We start from the raw sequence: 25,184 nt of genomic DNA, 5'->3' as shown, positions 1-25,184 counted from the left end.
TACCAATGTATCCTGCATCTCAGCCGGGTTCCAAGCGCCATACGCTTTCTGTGCTCGTAGAGAATCGTCCGGGCGTGCTGGCGCGTATCGCTGGCCTGTTTGCCCGTCGTGCGTTCAACATCAACTCGCTGTCCGTCTCCCCCACCGAGCGCCCTGACATCTCGCGTGTCACGGTGACCGCCGATGTGGATGAAGTGCCGCTCGAGCAGATCATCAAGCAGCTTAACAAGCTGCTGCACGTGTTGAAAATCGTGGATTTGGATCCGGACACCACTGTGGAGCGCGAACTGGTGCTTATCAAGGTGGCTGCCGACGAATCCAACCGTTCCGACGTGCTTGAGATCGTGCGCCTGTTCCGCGTGCGCGTGGTCGATGTGAATCCGGAGTCGTTGACCATCGAGGCCACCGGTGCCGAAGGCAAGATCGACGCACTGCTGGGGCTTTTGGAGCATTACGGCGTTATCGAGCTGGTTCGTTCCGGTGCGGTCGCCGTGACGCGAGGTCCGAAGGCGCTGAGCGAAAAGGTGATCGGTTCCGAAATCACCGGCCGCTAAATTGCCTCATCACTCCACTTCCAAGGGCTTTCCCCTCCCCCGGGAAAGCCCTTTTTGTTTGAAAACACAAGAATCCACACCCCTACTGGTTGGAAAACGCTGAATATACGACTTTTGTTAGAAACAGACTGGTGATGGCCGATTTCCGGACAAGAAGTAGGCGCAATGCCAGTATTTTGCACCGCTTGCGCAGGAGCCGAGAGGAACGCCAGAGAGCCAGCTAATATAACACCGGTAATTGCTGCAATTGCTTTTTCCTTTTATTCATGATGGTGCTCCTTTACTTCATATACGGAAACAACAAGATCCGTATTGCCGATATTGATAATGGACAATGAGGTGGCATCTGGGAAATTCTTCGCCGGAAGAGAGATCGTTTCTATTCCGTTAGGTGTACAGCCCTCCCTAGTGGTTAGGGTGTATGGCTGTCCATCTTTGTAGAGAACAAACGAATAAGGAGCCTGCGTCTTCTGCTTGCACATGGAGACGACATAATACATATTGTTTTCATCGATCTTTTTGGCAAATGGAATAGCATCATCGCCGCGCACGGATTTCGCGCCCAGCTTGTTCACTAGAACCAGTTTGCCCGAGCTATTGAGATCATCGACGGCGACACGGTCCAGAGCGTCCACAGTAAATGCTTTATATGCCTGTTTTGCGGCATCATCATTCTCGCTGCTGCTCTGTACGGAGCCATCACCGGAACTTTCATGTGCAGCTTTCGTGCAGCCAACGCATGACCACAGCAACAAGGTGGACAACAAGCAACAGGCGCTTCTTCGCATCACTTGATTCATAAGACACCTCCATTGGTCTCTCCGGCAAGAACAGCTAAGGTTTCCTGCAATAACAAGAATATGACATTGGCACATGGAATGCCACGCATCACTGTCGCACGAATGGTCAACATTCACCGGAAACGCTGGAGGAGCTACGCCGCCGCCACAACATGCACACCCTGTCCGGTAATTGGCGCGGGCGATACGAATGCTACTCGAGCTGTTCGGAAAGCTCCATCCATTCGAGTTCGAGTTCTTCGGACTCGTCGGTGACGGCCTGAAGCTGTTCGTTGAGCTTGCCTAAGCCCTCGTAGTCACTGGGGTCGTGCGCAGCCATTTGCTGTTCAAGATCGGCTTTCTGCTCTTCGAGTTTGGCGAGTTTACGCTCGATTGCCGATACGCGCTTGGAGGCTTCATGGAAGGCCTTGCCGGAAAGCTTCGGCGTAGAAGGCGCAGAAGATGCTTCAGCAGTTGCAGACCCACTTGCGGAGTTACCTGCGGTGTCTTCGGTTGTGGAACCGGCAACACCAGCCCCAGCGGAACCGCTCTTCTTGCCTTTGCCGGCACCTGCCTTTTCGCCCGCAAACGGATCCTTGCCGTTCTTGATTGCCTCAGTCATGTCCAGATAATCCTGCACGCCACCGGGCAGGTGACGCACTTTGCCGCCGATCAACGCGAACTGTTGGTCGGTCACGCGTTCCAGCAGGTAACGGTCGTGCGAAACCACGATCAGCGTGCCCGGCCACGTATCGAGCAGATCTTCCATAACTGCAAGCATGTCGGTGTCGAGATCGTTGCCGGGCTCATCCATGATGAGCACATTCGGCTCGTCCAGCAAAATCAGCAGCAGCTGCATACGGCGCTTCTGACCACCTGATAGGTCTTTGATCGGCGTCATCAGCTGCGCCGACTCGAATCCGAGACGCTCCATCATCTGCCCCGGCGTCGTTTCCTTACCGTCAACGATATAGCTCGGCTTATAACGGCTCAGCACTTCCTTGATCTTGTATTTACCGAGCTTCTCCAACTCGTCGAGACGCTGTGAAAGCACCGCGAATTTCACGGTTTTGCCGATATTCACATGACCTACAGTAGGGGTGATCGTGCCGTCAAGAATCTTCAATAACGTCGATTTTCCGGCACCGTTCGCGCCGACAATGCCAAAACGATCGCCAGGCCCGATCAGCCATGTCACGTCGTCAAGAATCTTACGACCGGTAACAGTAATTTTTTGTGCTGCAGAAGTAATTTCTTCTGCAGAATCATTATTGTTTTCTTGCGATCCCTGAATTTCCTGCGATTTTTGTGCAGCTGCAGCTACTTGCGCCGCTGCAACACCGGCATCCACCAATCGCGGATCAGTCAGATCATCGACGGCAACTTCCACGGAACCATGCACTTGCGGCTCGGCATACATGGCCGGCACCACATCGACGCGTGATGCCGACGCTTCCATTTCGGCAACATCAGGATCGATATCGGCTTCGCCTTGCACATGTTCGAAAATCTGCGTCACGTCGATCAGGTCAACCACCTGCTTGCCCAAGCGGGATGTGGCCATTTGCTTCAATTCCAGCGTATTGCGCACCGGAGGCACGTCGGCGATGAGCTCACGCGCGGCCTTCACATGGAATTTCTGCTTGGTGGAACGGGCGCGGGCGCCGCGGGTAAGCCATGCAAGTTCCTTACGAGCCAGATTGCGACGCTTCGTTTCGCGCACGTCGGCTTGGCGATCACGCTCCACACGCTGCAGCATGTATGCGGAATAGCCGCCTTCGAACGGCTCAATTTCGCCATCGTGCACCTCCCACATGGATTCGCACACTTCGTCGAGGAACCAACGATCGTGGGTGACGAGCAGCAGTGCGCCGGATCCGGCCGACCAGCGGTTTTTCAAATGTTCCGCCAACCAGTGAATGGTCACCACGTCCAAATGGTTCGTGGGCTCGTCGAGCGCGAGAATATCCCAATCCTTGAGCAGCAGGCGTGCCAAATCGGCGCGGCGACGCTGACCGCCGGAAAGCGAACCGATTTTCGCTTCCAAGCTGATGCCGCCAAGCAATGCTTCGACGATTTCGCGCGACTTGGTTTCCGCGGCCCATTCGTAGTCTTCACGGCCTTCGAGCGCAGCTTCGCGCACGGTGGCATTGTCGTCGAGCGGATCACGCTGGTCGAGCATGCCGAACGTGAGCCCGCCGCGAATGGTCACGCGGCCGGAATCCGGCTCCTGCGTGCCTTTGAACAAATGCAACAACGTGGACTTGCCGTCGCCGTTCTTACCGACGATGCCGATGCGGTCGCCTTCAAAAACACCCTGCGTTACATCGTTGAAAATATTCTTGGTCGCAAAAGCAAGCGAAACGTGTTCAAGTCCCAAATCATAAGTCGGCATAAGTCACCAATGTAGCGGGAACATCTCCCAAACTTACAGTCAATGCCGCAACTTGCGAATCGCCGCCAGTGCTACGCAGCGATCGGAACCGCACGCAACTCGGAAATCAGCCTTGCTGCGCCTAAGCCAAACCCTGCCCATACGAATTGCAACGGGCGGCAAAACCTGAAAACACCTGATCCGCGAGCGGCTGCAATTGCGGATTATATTCGGCAAACGCCTCCCGCAACTGCGATTTCGACCCACCGGCAGCCTTCAAATCCTTGACCATGCTTGATTCGTCAAGCCACTCCTCCAACAAGGTAGGGGTAACCTCCAAGTGGAACTGCATGCCCAGAGCGGAACCAAAACGGAACGCCTGCACCTTAGTCTTCTCGGATCGCGCCAATGGTTGCGCGCCCTCCGGCAGCGTCACCACATCGTTATGCCAGTGCAGCACGTCCACGGTTTTGTTCCACATGGAAAAATAATCATGCTTGTCAATGCGTTTGATCGGCGCAAAACCGATTTCCGGCGCCTCTCCCGACTTGAGCTTTGCGCCCAGCGCGGTGGCGATGATCTGATGCCCCAGGCACACGCCCAACACCGGCTTGCCAACGCTAACCGCAGCCCGCGCAAGCTTGGCCTCGGCCTTCAATCCCGGATACTTGTCGTAGTCGAGCGCACCCATCGGACCGCCCATGATCACCACGCCGGAAACCTCGCCAAAATCAGGCAAATCCGGTTTCTTCTGATTGGCCACATTGATGATTTGATACTGCAGTCCCAAATCATCCAGACTGTCTAAAATGCGTCCCGGTTTCTCCCACGGAACGTGTTGCAAAATCAGCACCTGTGATTGCGTCATACGTTCTATTGTTGCATTACCTACGTAAACAATGTTCACAAATCCAACAAAAACCGTTTTGACGTTCATTTTTATCTCGCATGCATGTCCGATTCTGGCAATACTCTCGTGGTTATGACGAACACGCAAGAACCGCAGAATATCAACATTTCTAGCGTCGCAACCGCAGTTGACGCAGTGGCGAGCGCCGCTGCCGATCTGAAGCTGTACGACACCGCATCGCACGCCGTGTCGAATTTCAAGCCGATCAAGCCCGGTCAGGTCGGCATGTACGTGTGTGGCGCCACCGTGCAAAGCTCGCCGCATATCGGCCATATTCGTGCGGCTGTCGCGTTTGACGTGGTGCGCCGCTGGTTCGAGCGTTTGGGCTACAAGGTCACGTTCGTGCGCAATGTCACCGATATCGACGACAAGATTCTCGATAAGGCTTCGGCCGCCGGCCAGCAGTGGTGGGAACGTGCGTACATCTACGAGCGCGAGTTCACCGAGGCTTACAACACGTTGGGTGTTGAGCCGCCTACGTATGAGCCGCGTGCGACCGGCCACATGATCGACATGATCGATCTGATCAAGCAGATCATCGACAATGGCCACGGCTACGTGGTGACTGACGAGAACGGCAATCCTACCGGCAACGTGTATTTCGACGTTGCCAGCTGGCCGCACTATGGCGAGTTGACGCATCAGAAGCAGACCGCTGTGGCTGATGCTGCTTCCGAGGTGGCCGATGCCATGGGTCCGTCTGTCGACAATGCGGGCAACGACAAGTACAATCCGGTGGATCCTGCGGACATGTCGGAAGACAAGCATGATCCACGTGATTTCGCATTGTGGAAGGCTCCGAAGGATTCCGATCCGCTTGACGCACGTTGGAACACTCCGTTCGGCACGGGTCGCCCGGGTTGGCATATTGAATGCTCGGCGATGAGCCACCGTTATTTGAAGGATATGTTCGACATTCATGGCGGCGGACTGGATTTGCGTTTCCCGCACCATGAGAACGAAATGGCGCAGACTCGCGCTGCCGGCTACGATTCGGCAGCTCGCTGGATGCATTCCGCGTGGGTTACAGCCAAGGGTGAGAAGATGTCGAAGTCGCTGGGCAACGGCTTGTCCGTTCCTGCGGTTTTGACTCAAAATTCCGCTTGGGTGGTGCGTTATGCGCTTGGTTCCGTACAGTATCGTTCCATGCTGGAATGGTCGGATCAAACGTTGGCCGAAGCGCAGTCCGCGTACGATCGTGTGTCGAATTTCATCGAACGTGCCGGTGCCGCTGTTGGCGAGCAGCCGTCTCGTGAGGAGATCGTTTCGATTTCCGCCGATGATCTGCCGGCTGATTTCGTTGCCGCGCTGAATGACGATATTAATGTTTCCGGCGCTTCCGCTGCGATTTTCACTGCGATTCGTTTCGGTAACACGTTGCTTTCGAAGCTTGCCGATCGTGTTGATTCGGATATTGCGAAAGGTGAAGTGCGTACTGTTTTGGTGAATGTGCGTGCGATGCTCGATACGCTTGGTCTGGATCCGTTGGCGGAACCGTGGGTAAGCGAGGGTGCGGCCGGCGGCACTGCCGGAGCTGGTGCCGATTCCGCTGAGCACACCGCGCTTGACCGCTTGGTTTCCGAACAGTTGGAAGAACGTGCCGAAGCCCGCAAGGCCAAGGATTTCGCCCGCGCCGACGCCATCCGTGACGCCTTGGGCGCCGCCGGAATCACCATCGAAGACACCCCCCAAGGTTCTACTTGGACTCTCAAATAATCCTCTCCGTCTTCTTTTAGAGGAACGTTGGCCGGTCTACTCCAGACCGGCCAATTTCATATCAGAAACCTAAAAGTCATTCCTAAATCTATCTTTACTTCCGGATTGTCATCCCCTATGGGCGGCATAACATCATGGATTTGCATATTAAGCCAATTATTTGGCGCATTATTACGATTCCCGACAACTTCTGCCGCGCTTTGAATTTCAGAAAAAGGACGGAACATGGAATCGACATCTTGTGTAGTCCGCAATTCCGGAACGTAGTAGACCATCGCGGTCCCGCCATAAATGGCGATAGTTCCTTCGATTCCGCGAGTATGACACTCTTCAATCAGCTCATTAAGAAGCTGCATCAGTTTTTGTCTGGTCATTTCCATAGCAGTTCACCTCGCGGAATGATTACGTTGTACCATGCAAAGAACTCATCCGGAGGCGTGGCGGACCGATAAATCTTTCGCAACGGGGTCCACTCGGCATCAAGTTTCAGCGATTGAGGGGACACGTTCCCTTTACTCCAGTGCTGATAGTCATAGAGCCCAGCCATAAAGGCCTGCCAATGCACGTCCATCCCCTTAGTGACTTTCTTAAAATCGGCAGGCTCATCATCAGGAAATTCCATCAGATTGCGCATTCCAGCTGAAACACGGGTCCATTGCTCTTCCGTTCCCGAATACTGCTGGATCGACTGCATGAGATCACTCATTGCAGGGCCGATTACGCGAACAGTCGCACGCTCCAAGGGGGAAAGCGTCAGCTCATATCCCAAAGTACGCGCCGCAGCATCAACCTTATTGAGGGTGGGAACGGTTTTGCCACTCAACGTTCTCGAAACAACGGATTCAGCCATGTTCGAAGCACGCGAAAAATCCGCCGCATTCAGACCGGCGTTCTTCATAAGCTCTCGTAACAGTTCATCGGCTTGCATATATGCAAGTCTACACTATTGACAGCCCGAACGCCGATGCGAAATTTCCCGCGGGACGGCTAGACTGAGGAACATTATGGCAGCATTTAGTTCTTTGACAGATAGGCTCTCGACTGCGTTCAAGCATTTGAAGAGCAAAGGCAAGCTTTCCGAGGCTGATATCGACGGTACGATCCGCGAAATCCGCCGTGCGCTGCTCGACGCCGATGTGGCGCTCGACGTGGTGCGTTCCTTCACCGGCCGAATCCGCGAGCGTGCGCTCGGCACCGAGGTTTCCCAGGCACTGAATCCGGCCCAGCAGGTCGTGAAGATCGTCAACGAAGAGTTGACGGCCGTGCTTGGCGCTGGCGTTGACCGCCCGCTGAATTTTGCCAAGAATCCGCCGACCATCATCATGCTCGCCGGTCTTCAGGGTGCTGGTAAAACCACCCTCGCAGGCAAACTCGGCTACTGGTTGAAGGATTCCGGCCATACTCCGCTGTTGGTCGCAGCCGATTTGCAGCGTCCGAACGCAGTGACGCAGCTGCAGGTGGTTGGCGAGCGTGCAGGCGTACCCGTGTACGCTCCGGAAAAGGGTGTGCAGTCCGACGGTGGCGAAGCCGTCGCTTCCCCGGGTCTGACTACCGGCGATCCGGTGAAGGTGGCGCGTGACGCTGTTGCGTTGGCCAAGCAGAAGCTGTACGACACGGTCATCATCGATACCGCAGGCCGTCTCGGCGTTGACGAAGAGCTGATGAAGCAGGCTCGCGATATTCGCGATGCCGTGCAGCCGAACGAAATCCTGTTCGTAATCGACGCGATGATCGGTCAGGATGCCGTACAGACGGCGAAGGCGTTCGATGAGGGCGTGGACTTCACCGGCGTGGTGCTTTCGAAGCTTGATGGCGATGCCCGTGGCGGTGCCGCGCTTTCGGTCGCCTCCGTTACCGGCAAGCCGATTCTGTTCGCTTCCACTGGCGAAGGTCTGAAGGATTTCGAGGTTTTCCACCCGGATCGTATGGCTTCCCGTATTCTCGATATGGGCGATATTCTTACCCTGATCGAGCAGGCGCAGAAGCAGTTCGATGAGGAAGAGGCTCGTAAGGCCGCTGTCAAGATTTCCGATGGTTCCTTTGGTTTGGATGATTTCCTCGATCAGCTGCAGCAGGTGCGCAAGCTTGGTCCGATGAAGAATCTGCTTGGCATGATTCCGGGTATGGCTGCGCATCGTAAGGAACTTGAACAGTTCGATGAGAAGGAAATCGATCGTACTGAGGCCATTATTCGTTCGATGACTCCTGCGGAACGTCGTGACCCTTCGATTATTGACGGTTCTCGTCGCGCTCGTATTGCTTACGGTTCCGGCGTGACCGTTTCGCAGGTGAACGCGCTGTTGCAGCGTTTCGAGCAGGCTGCAAAGATGATGAAGCGTATGAGCAACAAAGTTGGCGCTGGTATGTCTGGCTTTGGCGGTCCTGCCATGGGCGGCGGCAAAGGCAAGGGCAAAGGCAAAAAGGGCAAGAAGAAGAGCAAGTCCGGAAATCCGATGAAGCGCGAGGCTGAAGAGAAGGCATTGCGCGACAAGCTTGCCGGTAAGAACTCCGACGGTAAGTCTTCCGGTGGTTCCGCTTTTGCCAAGAAGCCGCAGAATCCTGCGCTTCCTGCCGGATTGCAAGACATGATGGGCGATGCCGGTGAGCTGCCGCCGAACTTTGGTGGCGGACTGTCCGGCTTGCTGCACTAAAGCAAGCGGCACAAAAAACAGCAACGTAAAAAGGGGATGTGGTTCAATACGAATCACATCCCCTTTTGCGTACTCCAATCAGTTGTTTTCAACTGAATCGACTACCGCAAAATCGCCATTAACTGACTTCAAAGTCAGCGTGGCAACAAGCGCAAGATGATCGCTGCCTTCAACGCAGAACGAACGCACATCAGACGCGTCCAATCCCTTGGTGAAAAGCACATGATCGAGAATGATGCGCGGCCACGGCAGCCATGACGGGAACGTGGCATGACGGCCCTTCGCCTCGCACAAGGCAGCATCCTTGAATCCCGCCTCCAGCAGCTTGCGGAAGCTTGGATGATCGGTACCGGAATTCAAATCACCCAACACAACGGTGATATCGTCCCGCTTCTGCGTGGTCGCCAATTCCCCCAAGCCGATGATGCCCGCCGACCATTCCTTGCATCCACGCATCGGCGACTTCGGATGTGCGGAAACAAACGTGATGCCACGCATCGAATCGATCGGGAAGCACACACCCGGCACATCGGCCGCGGGAATCACCGCAGTGACCGGAGACATGTCGCTTGGTTCAATGCGAATCCACACACCATTGAATCCGCCATTATCCGTTTCCTTGTTCTCCCCCAACTGACGGTACGGAAGCAAATCAGACAATCCCGCAGCATCCAATTGCGCAACCAGATCGTCCGTCAATTCCTGCAATGCAAGTACCGCAATATCGTGCTTTTTGACCGCACTGACGATTGCCGCGGCGTTAGCGCGACCAAATCGGCAGTTCAACGTCATCACACGGAAACGGCCATGCCTCGCAGATTCCACAACAGCTTCATTGCCTGTTTCACGAGATGTTTCACGATTGTTCGCAAGTTTTTCGGCAACTCTCTGTGCAGTATTGGGAGAATTGAGATTTTCCATCCAATATGCGATTTTGCGCAGCAGCGACGCAAGACAGACCACCGCGGCGACTCCTCCGAGAGCCGGCTCATGCAACGCGAAACCGGCGACGGTAATCACAAGCGTCGGAATCCACAGCAACGGAATCAACGCAATCAGGTACGGCAACGGCAGATGACCATCCCAACCAGCCGGCATCTCACCAAGCGCAATCCACACAACGCAAATAATCAACGCAATCCAAAGCGCGATAATCATTCAGGCAACTCCCCCTATGCAAACCGTTCACTCCGAACGGATATACGCAAACTCGGAACCTCCAAGTGTAGCCAGCCTGCCTGATTCCGACGATTCCGCCATGTAGACCCACGCAAACATCTCACGAATGCCACAACAATGTCCGATTCTGCCGATTCGGTCATTCAAGGCATTATATTCGCCGCATAATTGACCGTTTCCGCAGAATCAGACAAACGACTTCCCGGTTTTGCATGGATTCGAAAAGTCGCGCAGCTCGGGAAACGTCCTAAGCCCCATCCGTCCGTACCTCACGGTTATAATTGGCAAGTTATTCGCGCGCGCGAGGCCCTCTAACTATCGCGTGACGTGAGGAACACGTGGGTTTCGGATTCCGTGCCCCACACAGAAAACGAAACGCACACCCCTAGTTATACAAGGAGAGCCATTTTGGCAACCAAGATTCGTCTGAAGCGCATGGGTAAGAAGTTCTACGCGTTCTACCGCGTGGTGATCATGGATTCCCGTACCAAGCGTGATGGCCGCGCCATCGAAGAGATCGGTACCTACAACCCGAACACCCAGCCTTCGACCATCGTCATCGATTCCGAGCGCGCTCAGTACTGGCTCGGCGTCGGCGCCCAGCCGACCGAACAGGTGCTGCACCTGCTGAAGATCACCGGCGACTGGCAGAAGTTCAAGGGCCTTGAAGGTGCTGAAGGCACTCTGAAGACCGTTGAGGCTGGCCCGGATGCCGCCGCTCGCGTTGAGGCCGTTGAGGCTCAGGCTCAGAAGCTGAAGGCTGCAAAGTCCGAAGCTGATGCCAAGGCCAAGGCTGAAGCCGAAGCCGCCGCTACCGAGGAAGCTCCGGCCGAAGAGCCGGCTGCGGAAGCTGAGTGATCATGCTCGCCCAGGCTGTGGAACATCTGATTAAGAACATCGTCGATTTCCCCGACGATGTTTCAGTGAAGTCCCATGAGAACGCGCGCGGCGAACTCATTCGCGTGCGCGTCAACCCGGAAGACATCGGTCGCGTCATCGGACGCAGCGGACGCACGGCAAATGCGATTCGCACCGTGGTACAGGCACTGGCCGACCACAAGGTGCGCGTCGACATCATGGACGTGCGCAGGTGAGATCCTAGCGTGGTGCGTGATATGCATTCTGACGACCCTCAACAGCCCGAGCTGCTGAGGGTCTGTCGTATCGGGCGTGCGCAGGGACTCAAAGGCGAAGTCACCGTGCAGATCTATACGGACGAACCGGAATACCGGTTCGCTCCCGGTGCTGTGTTGTATACGAAAGACGGCGAAGAAGAGTACGTGGTAGAACACTCCCGTACCTTCAAAAACCGTTGGATCATCAAGTTCGAAGGCATTGACAACCGCGACCAGTCCGAAGCGGCCAACGGCATTGTGCTGTATGGCGAGGCGGACGATCCGGAAGACATGCTTGAAGCCGACGAATGGTATCCGAAAGACCTTATTGGCCTTGAGGCGCGACTGGCTGAAAACAATATGCTTGGCCTTGAACCGGGCATGGTGGTAGGCAAAGTCGTTGACGTGATAGAAGTAGCCCAATGGCTGCTGAAGATTCGTCTCGCCAATCCGGTGAAGGATGCCGACGGCGTTGTGGTTGAGAACAGCGCGCTCGTGCCGTTTGTGGACGAGCTCGTGCCAGACATCGACCTTGAAGAGGGCTATCTGACCCTCGATCCGCCCGGAGGCCTTATTCCGGGACTGTGATCGCAATTACTTATCAGGTGGGCATTGGATTTCCATGCCCACCTTTTGTTTTCTGCTATTTGGCAGACATACCGGTATTCTGGAACCATTATGAAGATTGATATCGTGTCCGTTTTCCCGGAATATTTCGAAGTGCTGAACCTCAGTCTGCTCGGCAAAGCGCAGGCGAAAGGTCTTGTGGAAGTGACCGCCCATAATTTGCGCGACTGGACGCACGACGTGCATCATTCCGTCGATGACACTCCAGTTGGCGGTGGCGCAGGCATGGTGATGAAGCCGGAAGTGTGGAGCGAGTGCCTCGACGAGCTGCTGCAGCTTGAGCCGGCGGTAGTTGAGAATACGGAAAATATTGAGGATTCTGCAGTTTCTTGCGATACTTACGATACGTGCGATTCTGGCAATTCTGCAACTGTTGCAGTTCCCGCAAAATCCGACGATTCCGAAAAAACGAATATTGCACAATCTTCCGCAGGTCCTGTGTTGATTTTTCCGAATCCTTCCGCCCCACTGTTCACACAGCAGGATGCGACGGAATTGAGTCATGCCGATCATCTGCTGTTCGGCTGCGGCCGTTACGAGGGGTATGACGCGCGTATTCCGCAGTATTACCGTGCGCAAGGCATTGATGTGCGCGAGTATTCGATTGGCGATTATGTGTTGAACGGCGGCGAAGTCGCGGTTTCGGTCATGTTGGAGGCAATTACGCGACTGCTGCCCGGTTTTATGGGCAATGCAGAATCGATTGTTGAGGAATCGTATACGGGCGAGAACGCGCTGTTGGAGCATCGCCAGTACACGAAGCCTGCCGAATGGCGTGGCATCAAGGTTCCGGACGTGTTGCTTTCCGGCAATCATGCGAAAGTGGATCGTTTCCGCCGTGATGAGGCGCTCCAGAAAACCGACGAGTTGCGTCCGGATCTGATCGAAGCGCTGGATTGCACCAAACTCGACAAAGCCGATCGCAAGACGCTGATGGCGCTCGGTTGGGAGGTTTCCGCCGCTCACCCGCGCAAACGCTAGCTTTCAAACGTTTGTTTTACGCGGAATGATCGCAAGTTTTTCTTGCGATCAGTGCTGACCTTTATCGGAGATTGGCTCGCTGGGTTCAATGTAGTAGACGGCAGTTTCGCCATAGTCGCGCCGATCGGTGATTTCCCAGTTTGCGGGGGCCGCGGGAGCTTCGGAACGGGTGGATCGTTCCAGCATGATCACCGTGTTGCTGGAAGTCAGTTCACGGCTGGCAAGATCGGCGAGCAGCTGGTTGCAATCATTCGTTTCGAAGGCGTACGGCGGGTCGATGAACACCATGTCGAACGGTTCAACGGCCGAAGCCGAAGACGCGTATTTTTCCGCGCGGGCCTTCACCACGCGGGCGCTCATGCCATGTTCCCACGAACGGTTATGCTTCAACGCGGTCAGCGTCTGCGCGATCAATGCGGCCGCCGGAGCGGAGGATTCCACCGCCACCAGCTCTCGCGCGCCACGGCTCAATGCTTCGATGCCCAAAGCGCCGGTTCCTGCAAACAAATCGAGCACGCGGGCATCGTCCAACACTCCCCACGAATCAAGGTGCGAGAAAATCGCCTCTTTGGTGCGATCTGTAGTCGGTCGGGTACCCGACTTCGGCGTGGTCAATGCCACACCTTTGAATCGTCCTGAAATTACGCGCATACGCACTACTCTAGCGTGGCGGGCTTAATTTAGGTGTGTCCGGCTCTTTTAGGCGTGCCAAACTAATTGCTGGTCAGGAACATTTCGTTGCCGCGCGTGAAATCCAATACCGCTCCAGCCAACTGCACAAATCCAAGCAAATCGGGATCGGCCGCAACAAGCTGCGTGGCCTCGGCCCGTGCCTGTTCGATGATCTTCACATCCTTGACCACGCGCAGCAGCTTCAATCCCGTTTTCCCGCCGGATTGCGCATCTCCGAGCACGTCGCCGGCTCCACGGAATTCCAAATCGGCCTGTGCGATTTCGGCACCATCCAACGTGCCCTGAATCACGTCAAGACGGCGGGCGGCATCACTGTCCGCAGGCGCACGCGAAATCAGAAAAGCCCCCGAATCAGTACCACCACGGCCAACGCGCCCTCGCAACTGGTGCAATTGCGAAAGTCCGTACCGATCTGCGTCGAAAATCACGATGCAACTGGCTTTCGCCACGTCCACGCCGACCTCGATTACCGTGGTCGCTACCAGAATCGGCGTTATGCCGGCTTCAAAATCGGCCATAACCTGCGATTTTGTGGTGTCATCGTCGCGCCCGGTCAATGTTGCGAATCGAATGCCTTCGAATTGCGGCAACGATTGCAGACGCTCCACGATTTCTGCGACGGAATGCAACGGGGGGCGTTGCGCACGCTGGTCGTCGTCTTCGCCAAGATCGTATGCCTCGTCAAAGGCGGGAACCGGCGAGCCTGCGGTTTTCGAATCCGAAGCAGCCGACGCCGCCAACGCGTCGTCCGCATTTTCGGAATCATCGTCGATGCGCGGGCAGACCACGTAGGCGCGTTCCCCCGCGTCAATGCGTTTACGGATCAGGGCGAACATTTCGCTCATCAGCGACGCATTGCTTTCCGGCACCACGAATGTGCGAATTGGCCTGCGGCCGCCAGGAAGTTCAGTCAGCGCGGAAATATCAAGATCACCGAACCAGGTCATGGCTGCGGTGCGCGGAATCGGCGTGGCCGTCATGACCAGCAGATGCGGCGCAGTAGTCCCCTTGGAATTCAACGATTCGCGCTGCTCCACACCGAAGCGATGCTGTTCGTCGATTACCGCCAGTGTGAGGTTCGGTGCCTGGAAATTCTTGGAAAATGCGGCGTGCGTCGCCACGACGATGCAGGGCATGCCCGATGCGGCTGCGGCAAGTACGCGACGGCGTTCGGCCAGTCGCATGCTTCCCGTAAGAAGAAATACGGGAATCTCCCCATCTTTTGTGCCGAATATATCGTTTCCTTTGCTTGGAATACCCTTTTTTTGCGTATTTGAAATATGCGATTGCTCACTTCGCAATGTAATCAAATCGTCGTTATTCGAGTTATCCACATTGGAAATTTGGGCTATCTCAAACAGATCGGCGGGTTGTACACCTTTATCCACAGCATTATTGTTGATAGTTTTTTGTGCGGATTCCCCGGTTTGTTGGATTGCTGACACTTGAGTTGGCGCCGTATTTTCCCGGATTTCGGAAGCCGTTTTATCGTCTGCATCCGTCAGTTTCGCCACCATTTTGGAAATGCTCGCATAATGCTGCTCGGCAAGAACCTGCGTTGGCGCTACAAGCACGGCCTGCCCGCCCGATCCCACAGCCTGCATCATGGCTGCGACCGCGACCACGGTTTTGCCGGATCCAACCTCGCCCTGCAGCAATCGTTGCATGGGGTAGTCGCGCGTCATATCGGCGGAAATATCGGCAATAACCTGCCTTTGACCGCTCGTCAGAGCAAACGGCAGTGAGGCAATGAAGTCGTCTTTCAACCGCGTTGCGGAACATGCGGTCGCCTTGTTTTTGCGTGATGCGTCGCGTGTTTTGACGAGTGCGGTCTGGCAGATCAGCGCTTCCTCGTATCGCAACGTTTGCAGGGCGTTGTCGAAATTCTTGCGATCGACCGGATCATGAATCGCCATGAATGCTTCAGCGCGATGCATAAGCCCATATTCCTCGCGAAAATCTTCCGGAATAATGTCGGGAATAGCGACGGACAACGCTTTAATCTGCACTTCACGATTTACTTGAGGAGCGTCAAACTCCCCTTCTTGCGCGATATTATCTGAGGAATTACTTGCCGTTGGCGCCGCCAAATATTCGCTTCCACGCAACGCATCCATGTATTTCAATACCGATTCGTGAATATGTTCGCTGGAAATCCTGGAATTCGCATGATATACCGGTCGCGGACGGCAGACTCGTTTCAATGCTTCATCAACAGTTTGCGCATCGTATTTCAGATTACCAAGCGGTGGATTTGCAGGATCGCCGAAACCGTCATTCCATTCCCCGCTTTCTGCCTGCGATTGCACGGGATTGATGGTAAGCAGATCGGGATGCGTGAATTGCAAACGATTGTCATACACGCTTGGCTCGCCTGCGACGACCAGCAGCGCTCCCGTGTGCAATTTGCGCTGCACCCAATCGACATACGATTTGCGATATGAGAAGAAAACCAGTGACGCCAACGATTTTGGGGTGTTGCGACGGGCTGCGGAATCGTCGTCGGTGACTGTTGCGATCAGGCGGAAGCCACGACGAGCCATGGGGAAAACACGCGTTTCGAGCACGTGCGCTGCGAATGCCATTTTTTCCCCGATTTTCGCCTCGTGCAGTGCGTGCGCTGGAATGGGATCGGTCACGCGGAACGGATAGTAGCTCAGGGCGTCGCCTACGGACACCACGCCAAGCGATTTCAGCGCACCAACTCTGCGGCGGTTGCTTTCGATTGATGAAATCGGCGTTTCCAGTGTGGTGCTCATAATGCACCATTCTCCCCAGTTATGCCGACAGATGCGGCTTCAGCGGGCAAAATTCCCCACCGACTGGAACAATCCGGACACCCAGAGCCCTGCCAACGTCCCAAAACCTCCACCCACTGGAACAATCCGGACACTCACGACCTGGGCGCATAAAGCAAAACCCCGGCGACCAGCGGTCTACCGGGGTTTCAAGCTGTTATTTCGCGATTCACGCTTCAACGCGCTGAACCTTGCCAGCCTTGATGCACTTGACGCAAACGCGAACGCGAACGTTCTCGCCGTCGATGGTGGTGCGAACCGGCTGCAGGTTCGGGCGGAAGGTGCGCTTATTGCGAATATGTGAGTGCGAAACGGTGAAACCGGTCTGCGGTCCCTTGCCGCACACTGCGCAACGAGCTGCCATAATGGACTCCCTATAAATTACTATTGACTTGCAAGTCTGCGCGTTCGACACCATGCAACTGAATGCATGGCAGAACACACAACTTCTCAACTATACAACCAGCCCCAGCCAATCGCAAACCAGATTGCAGACCTGTGGATAGAAATCGCCTTGGATTCCCCGGAATCATGGCGCTTGTTCAAAAAACTGGACATCAATCACACATCAGTCGCAATGTTCATGCATTGTTCATACGTAACGGCAGAGCGCATCCCTTACGTCCATTTAAGATGAACTGTAGTGTATACAACAGTGAATTGACGGTTTATTCGAAAGAGTCAACAATCATGTCTGAACGCGCAACAGCGCCCACAACTGCGCCTGCCGCAACTTCCGCGCCCACAACGTCTGCAACGTCTGCAACATCTGCAGAAAATCTGCCAGAACCCAACGAAAAACTCACCACACGCGAAAAAAAGTGGATCGTCTACGATGTCGGCAATTCCGCATTCGTAATGCTATCGACCGCCGTCGTGCCAATCTACGCGAACTCGCTGCTGCAGTCCGCCGGCCAATCGAATATCGTGTCGACATGGGGGTACGCGCAAACCATCGCATCGCTGATCATCGCGGTGATGATGCCTGTGCTCGGATCCATGGCCGACGTGCAGGGCATGAAGGTAAAGTTCTTCACCGGATTCTTCCTGACGGGCGTGGTCGCCTGCTGTGCGATGGCGCTGCCGCTCAGCTGGCTCGTTTTCTTGGTGGTGTGCATTCTCGCCACGGTCGGACTGAACGGTTCGCTCACGTTCTACGATTCCATGCTGGTCGATATCACGTCGAATGAGCGTATGGACCGCGTGTCCTCGCATGGTTTCGCATGGGGCTATATTGGCTCCACGATTCCGTTCATTGCCTGCATAGCGCTGATTTTCGGCGGTCCGTCGTTGTTCGGATGGTCCACGGTGGCATGCACGCGCGCTTCGTTCGTAATCACCGCATTGTGGTGGGTTGCGTTCACCATTCCGCTGCTCACCAGCTATAAGCAGGTGCATTACCGCGCTACCGCGAACCAGGCCGGCAAGGCGATTCGCGGCACATTCCACGAACTTCGCACCACGTTCCGCGCGATCCGTCGCAACAAGCCGCTGTGGATGTTCATGATCGCGTTCTTCTTCTATATCGACGCGGTGAACACGGTGATTTCCATGAGCACCTCATACGGTACGCAGTTGGGCATCGACTCCACGCATCTGGTAATGGCACTGCTGGTCACGCAGTTCGTGGCATTCCCGAGCGCGATCGCGTACGGTAAGCTGGCTGGGCGTTTTGGCGCAAAAACCATGATCGCCACCGCCGTGATCGCTTATATCTGCATTGTGCTGTTTGCCGCGTTCTTCTTGCGTTCCGCTACGGAATTCTGGATTCTTGCGATTCTTGTCGGCTTGTTCCAAGGTGGCATTCAGGCGTTGTCTCGCTCGTATTATGGCAAGATCATTCCAAAGAATCGTGCCAATGAATATTACGGTTTCTACGATATTTTCGGCAAAACCGCTTCGATTATCGGCACCTTCCTTGTTGCGACCACCACTTCGCTGACCGGCAACGCCTCTGTAGGCGTGCTTTCAATCGCAATCCTGCTGATCGTTGCCCTCATCTTCCTCCTGGTGCAAAAAGACCCCACCCGCAAGTAGTTTCGCCGTTTAACTTCTGTCTGTTTTTCGGCAACCAGCCGCCTTCATGTCGTATTTCCGATGTCGCCTCACGTCTGAAAAGTCATGCATGGCAAGAGTCGATCGCATAGTAATCGCAATTGCAATCTTCTTCAGGGTCTACGGGGAAAAGCAATGCTGATTCGAAAATCAGAAAAAGTTGAGGGCACGTGCCACTTCGTCGACGATGTCAAGCATGGCGCTGCGCGCACGTTCAGGCTCTCCCTTGGCGATTGCGTCGGCTACGGCATCATGTGCGTCGAGCGCGTCAGGCTTCGGCTTCATCGGGTATTTGCCGAGTTCCACGCGTCCGCGCAGCACGGTGGCGATGGTGTCGGAAAGCGCGGCGAACAGCTCATTGCCGCTTTCATGCAGGATCAACGTATGGAATTCCACGTCGAGATCATGGAATTGCGCAAGTCCGGCTTCGCCTTCCTTGTTGGATTCGGCGATCTGCCGCATTTTCGCCGCATACACGGGGAATTTCGCCTTGACGTCGATGGGGGCAAGACGTGCAGCGGAAGCCGCTGCAGCCGGTTCGACCGCTAGCCGCAGTTCGGTGAGGGATGACAGCTGCTGCTCGCGTTGCGTGGAGTGGAGACGCCATTCGATCACCTGATGGTTGAGCGCCTGCCATTCGCCGAATGGGCGTGCGACAAGTCCGATGCGACGTTTGACAAGTACCGCGTTCATGGATTCAAGTGTTTTCGCGACTTCTCGCGCCACGGTTCTGGAAATACCGAAACGACTTTGCAGGTCTTCCAACGTAAGGCTTTCGCCAGCCTTCCACACGCCGTCGAGCATTTCGATGGCAAGCGTTCGGCTCACCGAATCCTGCATCAGTTCACCGCCGGCATTTTCTGCGATTACCGTGTCTTCAGCCATCGACCGTTCCTCCCTCGCTCACTCCATAACATGCCTGCTTTGTTTCACGGTATGTTTCACATATTCTGCGACATGCACGGCAATCACAAATCGCAGATGATCGTATATCTACGATTGCGTGATTTACCGCTATTTTGCACTATCTCCAGCATAGCAAGTCACACGATTTTTCCAATTCGTAGTACTTTTTATTTGACTGATACTACTTTTATGGTTTATAGTAGTCTTATTCCTGGTGCGAAGCGGCACAGGATCGTCAACAGCAAGGAGAGCAACATGAGCATTCACGTAGTGGTGATGGGCGTTGCAGGATGTGGCAAATCCACCGTCGCAGAAGCTATCCACGAACGACTCGGATACGTGTACGCGGAAGGCGACGACTTCCACCCGCAAGCGAATATCGACAAAATGTCAGCCGGCATTCCACTCACCGATGAGGACCGCTGGCCATGGCTGAACGTCATCAACTCCTGGATGGTGGCACGCGAGGCGCTCGACGAAAACACCGTGGTGTCCAGCTCCGCGTTGAAGCGCAGCTACCGCGAGGTGCTCGCCAAAGACGTGCCCACATTCTTCATTCATCTCAACGGCAGCCACGAGCTCATTCAGCAGAGGCTCAGCGAACGCAAGGGACATTTCATGCCACCCGCGCTACTGCCAAGCCAGTTCGCCATTCTTGAGCCGCTCGCCTCCGAAGAGAACGGCGTGGAAATTTCCATCGAAGGCAGCGTCGACGAAATGATCGACCGTGCCATCGAAGCGCTGAACGCCTATGCGGCAACCGTGGCCGCAACCGCGGCAGCCCAAACCGCAACCCAGGCCTCCTAATCCACCATCCACCGGTCCAAATGTGTCCGATTCACCAGAATCGGACATCCAAACACCCAAAACCAGCCCATGAGTGTCCGATTCTGCAGAAACGGACACTCCACACAGCTTAAGAACGCCTATTTCGCTTATACATGGCAGACGCTCTCGGCGAAACAGCACTTCGAGGGCACGATTTGGCAGGTTTTAGCCAACCGAACTGCCATATATAAGCGAGATAGCTCCGAACAGGGGCGTGTATCTGCCATATATAAGGCAGATACACGCCCCTTAGCATATTTGCGTCCGGATTGCTCCAGTCAGAGGTTCCAGTCAGGAACTCAGCGGCCGTAGACTTCGTGCACAAACTTTTCGAGCGCGGCGATGGAACGCTCCACCTTCTCCGTGTCGATGCAGTACGCCATGCGGAAGTAGCCGGGCACGCCAAAACTGTCGGACGGAACGAGAATCAGGTCGTAGTCCTTGGCTTTCATGCAGAACTCGTTCGCATCCTCCTCAAGCGCCTTCGGGAAAATGTAGAACGTACCGCCCGGTCGTACTACGTCGAATCCGAGGCGTACCAGCGCGTCGTACAAGAGGTTCATGTTCTTTTCGTACACGGAAAGGTCGCTGGTCTCATCCACCACCTTGGCCACGGCCAGCTGCACGCTGGATCCTGGGCAGTTGTGTCCGGTTCCGCGGCTGACTTGGCCGCACATGGGCACGATCAGTTCGGCGTCGGTGGCACGCGGGTTCACCGCCACATAGCCGATGCGCTCGCCCGGCAGCGACAGCGACTTGGAGTACGAGTAGCACGAAAGCGTGTTGTCGTAGAACTTGCTCGGATACGGCTGCACACCCCCGTCGAATACGATTTCGCGGTACGGTTCGTCGGAGATCAGGAAGATGTCATGCCCGTATTCAATCTGCTTGGCCCGCAGTATTTCAGCCAGTCGAGTCAGCGTTTCGGCGGAATAGACGGCTCCGGAAGGATTGTTCGGCGTATTGATGAGCACCGCTGCGGTTTCCGGGTTCAACGCCTGTTCGAATGCGTCGAAATTGATCTGGAAGTTTTCGGTGTCGGCCGGCACTACGGTCAGGTGCGCGCCGGTTCCGTTGACGTACGGCTGGTATTCCGGAAAGTATGGGGCAAACGTGATAACTTCGTCGCCCGGTTTGGTCACCACGCGCAGCGCGTGGGCCAGTGCTCCGGCCGCACCCGTGGTCGGGAAGATGTAGTCGGCCGTATAGTCCATGTCGAAGCGGCGGTTGAGGCTTTCCGCAATGGCCGTGCGCACTGAGGTAATACCCAGCGACGGCGAGTATCCGTGCAGTGCGACCGGTTCCGCATCCTTATACAGGGCGATCATTTCGTCGGTGAAGCTTTGCGGGCAGGGCACGCTTGGATTGCCCAGCGAATAGTCGAACACATTCTCGTAGCCGATTTCGGCGCCACGCGCGGTCGCGTATTCACTCAGCTCGCGGATCACGGACTTTCCGCCAAGCATGGCCTTGTAGGCTTCGTTGATCATGAACAACCTCCCTGTCGTACTGTCGTACTTCTGACGCATATATCATGCACGCCCGCGCCCGGCTCAATTCAGTCAGTCAATCGCGAATTCACCTCATGGCGGCGAACGTGCAACACTTTCGTTTCTACCACTGCTTTGTCACAATCGCGGGCAGGGTGTCATGTAACGGTATTATTCGACAGTCCTTTTAGCTTCCTCGACTTCCCCGGCTTCCCTCAGTCGATTGCGCTGCGCGGCCTCCATGCCGGGCACGAAACCGTTGCTGAAGATTCTGCGCCAATATTCAAACATGTCCGCTTTTGACATCGACATGAACATGCCCGCCGCAAGCACGGCGACGTCCTCGTTGAATACGGTGTCGAGTGGCAGTTTCTCATGCAACTTCGGCCAGCGCTGCAACACCGCCAACATACCTCCGACAGTGAAGTCGAGCATAAGATCGGTTTTCAGATCGAGATGGTCCGCATCCAGTCCAAGCACGGAAATCATGGTCAAACGCCCGAATTCTTTCAGCGACGAAACGAGTTCCGGTGAGCTGTGCGGACCGGCAAGCAATGCCAATCGGTCGAGACGCTGGCGCTGTTCGGGGTCACGCATCAGCGCGGTGACGTGCTTGCGCCATTCGGTGTCAGGATCGAAATCTCGCCCTGGCACACCCGGCATTGGCGTGTTTTCGACGGCGTGCAGAATGGCGGAATCGGCCAGTTCCGGTAATCCGGAGAAATGGTAGTAGAAGGAATTGCGATTCACGTCCGCCGTGCGCACGATGTCGGTGACAGTGATTTTGTTGTACTCGCGTTCCGAAAGCAGCTCCCAGAAAGCGTTTTCAAGACGATCTTTCGCTGGCAGGATTTCCGAATCCCTACGTGGTCGTGGCATCAGTACCCCCTGATAATTAGTCACGTTGCCTCATAACCACGTTTTATTGTACAAGTTGTCTAGACCATTTTTCACCGAATGTCGCATACGAATTTACAAATACAACGCAGCCGGCAGTACCATACTTACGTCGCGCACGTCACGCACGTCGCATATGCACGCCACCCACGGCACCCGCCCGCGCCCTACTTGCGTTGCACCTTCGGGTTGCGCGCGAGCGCCGCCTGCAACAGAATCACCAGCGCCTGATTGATGTTGCGTCGATCCTCACCGCTCAAGCCAACATATGTGCCGAGCATTTCGGGAATCACCTTTGGCCCGGCCGCCACAATCGCGGAAATACTGCCCGCTCCGGAAGCCTCGAGCACGGAGAACAGCGCGTCGACCGCATGCTCTCGCTGTTCTTTGGAAAGTCCCGCAAGCCAGCCGTTCAGTGACTTGTTGAACACCACGGAACTATCGGCCACGTCTTCGGCCTTGGCGAATTCACCCCCGTGCATCTGCCACGAGAAGGCGAAATGCTGCATGATGCCATCCACGTCGGATTTCACCACCACACAACGTTCGGGGGTTTCCAGCACCATGCCCACCACCGAGGAGTCCGGCACGATTTTCACAATGCGATCGCTCACGCTCGCATATTCGAAGCTTTTCACCACTTCCTCGGGGAAACCCGGCCCGTCGAGCGAGTAGATGCGTTCAATTCGACCCTTGATCTCGTCTTCGGCGTTCATGGCCGCATATACGGCCAGATTACCGCCTTTGGAGTGACCAGTCAGCAGTATCGGCCCATCCCACAGCGAGGCGACTTTTTTCAGGTATTCAGCTGCGGAAACCTGTGCTGGAACCGGGTATTGGAAGGCCATGTTGAAGTCTTCCTTCCATCCGACCAGCGAATCATCGGTGCCTCGAAACGCCACAACCAGCGTTCCCGACGGCAGCCGGAAAGTCACCGCCGCGAACTGCGTTTGCGCACCACCATCGAACTGCTCGCAGTACGCACTCATCTCAACGTCGGAAAACCGCGGATTCGCCGCCACAGCATGGTAGAAGTCGTGCGTCACCTGCGGATCGACCAATCCTACGTTCTCCACATCATGGTCGGCCACGGGCTTGTCGTGGTTCAGCTCGTCATCGGCACGCGCAATCGTCACACCGCCAAACGGGGGCTTGCGCAACATACGCAACGATGCGATCGGACGCCGAATGTCGAATTGTTTCGCACGCGCCTGCAACGTACCGTATTTCGCCACCAAATCGTCCAATAGCAGCACGCATTCCGGTACTTCGTCGTACGAAAGCTGCGCCAACACCAATGCGTCGGCTTCGCGGAATGGCAATGCTTCGAAACTGCGCGTTTCCGTGCGCGCATAGTCAATAATGTTGCCCATCACGCATCCCCCTCCTTGTCGTTGCGCAGTTCACCGACAGCGACTTTCGCTGCGCTGGCCGGAATCGCCTTGAGCACATCTTTGATGAGCTCGCGCGTTTCAACGTCGGTGCCCCTGGCGGCCGCCACGATTTTCGGCAGCGAATCCGTCCAATTCGCCACCAAATCAGCGATATTACCGTACCCTGCTGCTGCGAAGATGTCGTATATCTGGTTGATGGCCCGCTCGCGCTGTTCCTGGTTTACGCGGTCGAACCATCCGTCGATGGTTTTGCCGATGAGTTGCGCACCGCTTGTCAACTCGCCTGCCCGCTCGAATTCGCCGGATTGCGTCACCTGCCAGCTCGATCCCATATGCTGCAGAATGCTTATGGCGTCGGCTTTGACGAAGGTTGGTTTGATTTGCGATTGCAACAGCATGCCGATGATGGAGGATTCCGGCACGGTTTTGTCGATTCGTGCCGCGATTGCCTGATATGCGCGGCTATGCACCATGACTTGAGACATTCCAGGCCCATCATGCGAGAAAATGCGGGAGATTCTGCAGTTGCGTCCCGGCACGCTTCCGCCGAGCGCCGGCAGCAGTCCGAGCCGTTGCGCACGCTCGTTGGTCGCTTCAATATCGCTTTGCGTGATTTGCATGGCCGCATATACCGCCATGTTGCCGCCTTTGGAATGCCCGCCGAGCATAATGCCGGGCGATTCCTTCGCCGAAAGGAAACGTTCCGTCCTATCCAAAATTGAGTCCGCATATCGATATGCCGATTCTTGCGACGGCACTGGGCAGCGCACCGCCATATTGAAATCCTCTTTCCAACCGACGAGCGTGCCATCAGTGCCACGGAATGCAACATATAAGCCGAAATCAGCACCCAAATCGAAAGTCATCGCAGCGAATTGCTGCTGCTCGCCCTCATCCAAACGTTCGGCATACTCCCCCACCCGCAACCCGCGGAATCGCGGCGATTCGCAAACCGCACGCAGTATCGAAAGCCGATAATCGTTCATTTCAGAGGAATTCGAAACAAACATCTCATCGTAGCTTTCGGCGCGCAGCAATTCACGGATCGGCACGGTCGCCACCGACTTGGCCTCGCCGAATGCCGGAACCAAACCCAGCAATCGCATGTAGGAAAGCTCGGAAAGCACCAGGGAATCGACATTGCTGAACGCCAATTCGCCGAACCCGCGAAACTCGCGGCGCACATAATCCACAACATTGCCCATGCCTCAACTCTAGCCCGTCCGCAGTTCCGACC

The 25,184-nt window shown here is 55.5% G+C and carries 22 protein-coding genes and 2 pseudogenes; 9 read left to right on the top strand and 15 right to left on the bottom strand.

Annotated elements, in window-relative coordinates; genetic code table 11:
- Positions 1-5: 5 nt before the first annotated feature.
- Positions 6-554, top strand: a complete 549-nt coding sequence (gene ilvN / locus WMO36_RS00210) for an acetolactate synthase small subunit (RefSeq protein ID WP_144090212.1) — start codon at positions 6-8, stop codon at positions 552-554.
- A gap of 260 nt (positions 555-814) precedes the next feature.
- Here ilvN and WMO36_RS00205 read toward each other — a convergent pair whose 3' ends face one another.
- The 4 genes and pseudogenes from WMO36_RS00205 to WMO36_RS00195 form a co-directional block, all read right to left on the bottom strand.
- The gene (locus WMO36_RS00205) at positions 815-1,354 is read right to left on the bottom strand and encodes a hypothetical protein (RefSeq protein WP_349076376.1); all 540 of its coding nucleotides are present in this window, start codon (positions 1,352-1,354) and stop codon (positions 815-817) included.
- Between the two features lie 193 nt (positions 1,355-1,547).
- Positions 1,548-2,588, bottom strand: a pseudogene (locus tag WMO36_RS08340) (ATP-binding cassette domain-containing protein); the annotation flags it as partial.
- Between the two features lie 81 nt (positions 2,589-2,669).
- A pseudogene (locus WMO36_RS08335) lies at positions 2,670-3,728 on the bottom strand (ABC-F family ATP-binding cassette domain-containing protein); the annotation flags it as partial.
- A gap of 121 nt (positions 3,729-3,849) precedes the next feature.
- The gene (locus tag WMO36_RS00195) at positions 3,850-4,575 is read right to left on the bottom strand and encodes a type 1 glutamine amidotransferase (protein WP_250778926.1); all 726 of its coding nucleotides are present in this window, start codon (positions 4,573-4,575) and stop codon (positions 3,850-3,852) included.
- 114 nt (positions 4,576-4,689) lie between these two features.
- On the opposite strand from WMO36_RS00195, the gene cysS reads away from it, so the two are divergent.
- Positions 4,690-6,333, top strand: a complete 1,644-nt coding sequence (gene cysS / locus WMO36_RS00190; protein WP_291788815.1) for a cysteine--tRNA ligase — start codon at positions 4,690-4,692, stop codon at positions 6,331-6,333.
- Between the two features lie 56 nt (positions 6,334-6,389).
- On the opposite strand, the gene WMO36_RS00185 is transcribed toward cysS, so the two are convergent.
- Together WMO36_RS00185 and WMO36_RS00180 are read right to left on the bottom strand one after the other, a co-directional pair.
- Positions 6,390-6,713 (bottom strand): hypothetical protein, encoded by a 324-nt coding sequence (locus WMO36_RS00185; protein ID WP_349076372.1) that lies wholly within the window; start codon positions 6,711-6,713, stop codon positions 6,390-6,392.
- Positions 6,704-7,261, bottom strand: a complete 558-nt coding sequence (locus WMO36_RS00180) for a helix-turn-helix domain-containing protein (RefSeq protein WP_143433053.1) — start codon at positions 7,259-7,261, stop codon at positions 6,704-6,706. The genes WMO36_RS00185 and WMO36_RS00180 overlap by 10 nt, the downstream gene beginning before the upstream one ends.
- Before the next feature lie 76 nt (positions 7,262-7,337).
- Here WMO36_RS00180 and ffh point away from each other — a divergent pair, with 76 nt between their 5' ends.
- Positions 7,338-8,984 (top strand): signal recognition particle protein, encoded by a 1,647-nt coding sequence (ffh, locus tag WMO36_RS00175; protein ID WP_144090207.1) that lies wholly within the window; start codon positions 7,338-7,340, stop codon positions 8,982-8,984.
- A 78-nt stretch (positions 8,985-9,062) separates the two neighbouring features.
- Here ffh and WMO36_RS00170 read toward each other — a convergent pair whose 3' ends face one another.
- Complete coding sequence (locus tag WMO36_RS00170; RefSeq protein WP_144090206.1) at positions 9,063-10,142, bottom strand: endonuclease/exonuclease/phosphatase family protein; 1,080 nt, start codon at positions 10,140-10,142, stop codon at positions 9,063-9,065.
- A 429-nt stretch (positions 10,143-10,571) separates the two neighbouring features.
- On the opposite strand from WMO36_RS00170, the gene rpsP reads away from it, so the two are divergent.
- From rpsP to trmD, 4 genes are all read left to right on the top strand, one after another.
- Entirely contained in the window at positions 10,572-11,021 is a 450-nt protein-coding gene (rpsP, locus tag WMO36_RS00165) for a 30S ribosomal protein S16 (protein WP_099594900.1), read from the top strand.
- A gap of 2 nt (positions 11,022-11,023) precedes the next feature.
- Positions 11,024-11,257 carry an RNA-binding protein gene (locus WMO36_RS00160; RefSeq protein WP_003811858.1) on the top strand — a complete coding sequence of 78 codons (234 nt, stop codon included), beginning with the start codon at positions 11,024-11,026 and terminating at the stop codon, positions 11,255-11,257.
- Between the two features lie 21 nt (positions 11,258-11,278).
- Entirely contained in the window at positions 11,279-11,866 is a 588-nt protein-coding gene (gene rimM / locus WMO36_RS00155; protein WP_180753359.1) for a ribosome maturation factor RimM, read from the top strand.
- 90 nt (positions 11,867-11,956) lie between these two features.
- Positions 11,957-12,886, top strand: coding sequence for a tRNA (guanosine(37)-N1)-methyltransferase TrmD (gene trmD / locus WMO36_RS00150; protein WP_144090205.1), 930 nt, complete (start codon positions 11,957-11,959; stop codon positions 12,884-12,886).
- Positions 12,887-12,934: 48 nt separating this feature from the next.
- Here the strand turns inward: trmD and rsmD are convergent, their stop codons facing one another.
- The 3 genes from rsmD to rpmB all read right to left on the bottom strand — a co-directional run bounded on the left by rsmD (position 12,935) and on the right by rpmB (position 16,741).
- On the bottom strand, positions 12,935-13,543 hold the full coding sequence (rsmD, locus tag WMO36_RS00145; protein WP_294446473.1) for a 16S rRNA (guanine(966)-N(2))-methyltransferase RsmD: 609 nt from the start codon (positions 13,541-13,543) through the stop codon (positions 12,935-12,937).
- A gap of 56 nt (positions 13,544-13,599) precedes the next feature.
- Positions 13,600-16,338, bottom strand: coding sequence for an ATP-dependent DNA helicase RecG (locus tag WMO36_RS00140; protein ID WP_349076368.1), 2,739 nt, complete (start codon positions 16,336-16,338; stop codon positions 13,600-13,602).
- Positions 16,339-16,546: 208 nt separating this feature from the next.
- A complete protein-coding gene (gene rpmB, locus WMO36_RS00135) occupies positions 16,547-16,741 on the bottom strand; it encodes a 50S ribosomal protein L28 (RefSeq protein ID WP_003807649.1) in 195 nt (64 codons plus the stop codon).
- 326 nt (positions 16,742-17,067) lie between these two features.
- Between rpmB and WMO36_RS00130 the strand changes: the two genes are divergently transcribed.
- Positions 17,068-18,414 carry an MFS transporter gene (locus WMO36_RS00130; protein WP_349076366.1) on the top strand — a complete coding sequence of 449 codons (1,347 nt, stop codon included), beginning with the start codon at positions 17,068-17,070 and terminating at the stop codon, positions 18,412-18,414.
- A gap of 168 nt (positions 18,415-18,582) precedes the next feature.
- Here WMO36_RS00130 and WMO36_RS00125 read toward each other — a convergent pair whose 3' ends face one another.
- Complete coding sequence (locus WMO36_RS00125) at positions 18,583-19,317, bottom strand: FadR/GntR family transcriptional regulator (RefSeq protein ID WP_099571045.1); 735 nt, start codon at positions 19,315-19,317, stop codon at positions 18,583-18,585.
- Between the two features lie 276 nt (positions 19,318-19,593).
- Here WMO36_RS00125 and WMO36_RS00120 point away from each other — a divergent pair, with 276 nt between their 5' ends.
- The gene (locus WMO36_RS00120) at positions 19,594-20,145 is read left to right on the top strand and encodes a gluconokinase (RefSeq protein ID WP_349076363.1); all 552 of its coding nucleotides are present in this window, start codon (positions 19,594-19,596) and stop codon (positions 20,143-20,145) included.
- A gap of 320 nt (positions 20,146-20,465) precedes the next feature.
- Here WMO36_RS00120 and WMO36_RS00115 read toward each other — a convergent pair whose 3' ends face one another.
- The 4 genes from WMO36_RS00115 to WMO36_RS00100 form a co-directional block, all read right to left on the bottom strand.
- Positions 20,466-21,656, bottom strand: a complete 1,191-nt coding sequence (locus tag WMO36_RS00115) for a pyridoxal phosphate-dependent aminotransferase (protein ID WP_144164452.1) — start codon at positions 21,654-21,656, stop codon at positions 20,466-20,468.
- A gap of 171 nt (positions 21,657-21,827) precedes the next feature.
- Positions 21,828-22,535: a TetR/AcrR family transcriptional regulator gene (locus WMO36_RS00110; protein ID WP_349076528.1), complete on the bottom strand. Its 708-nt coding sequence runs from the start codon at positions 22,533-22,535 to the stop codon at positions 21,828-21,830.
- A 185-nt stretch (positions 22,536-22,720) separates the two neighbouring features.
- Complete coding sequence (locus WMO36_RS00105; protein ID WP_144164448.1) at positions 22,721-23,926, bottom strand: DUF2974 domain-containing protein; 1,206 nt, start codon at positions 23,924-23,926, stop codon at positions 22,721-22,723.
- Positions 23,926-25,152: an Mbeg1-like protein gene (locus WMO36_RS00100; RefSeq protein ID WP_271724489.1), complete on the bottom strand. Its 1,227-nt coding sequence runs from the start codon at positions 25,150-25,152 to the stop codon at positions 23,926-23,928. The genes WMO36_RS00105 and WMO36_RS00100 overlap by 1 nt, the downstream gene beginning before the upstream one ends.
- Positions 25,153-25,184 lie beyond the last annotated feature (32 nt).

Origin of the sequence: Bifidobacterium hominis (genome assembly GCF_040095915.1) — a bacterium.
Lineage (GTDB): Bacteria > Actinomycetota > Actinomycetes > Actinomycetales > Bifidobacteriaceae > Bifidobacterium > Bifidobacterium hominis.
The sequence above is the reverse complement of the archived record's forward strand: the minus strand, read 5'-3'. Positions and strand labels throughout refer to the sequence as shown.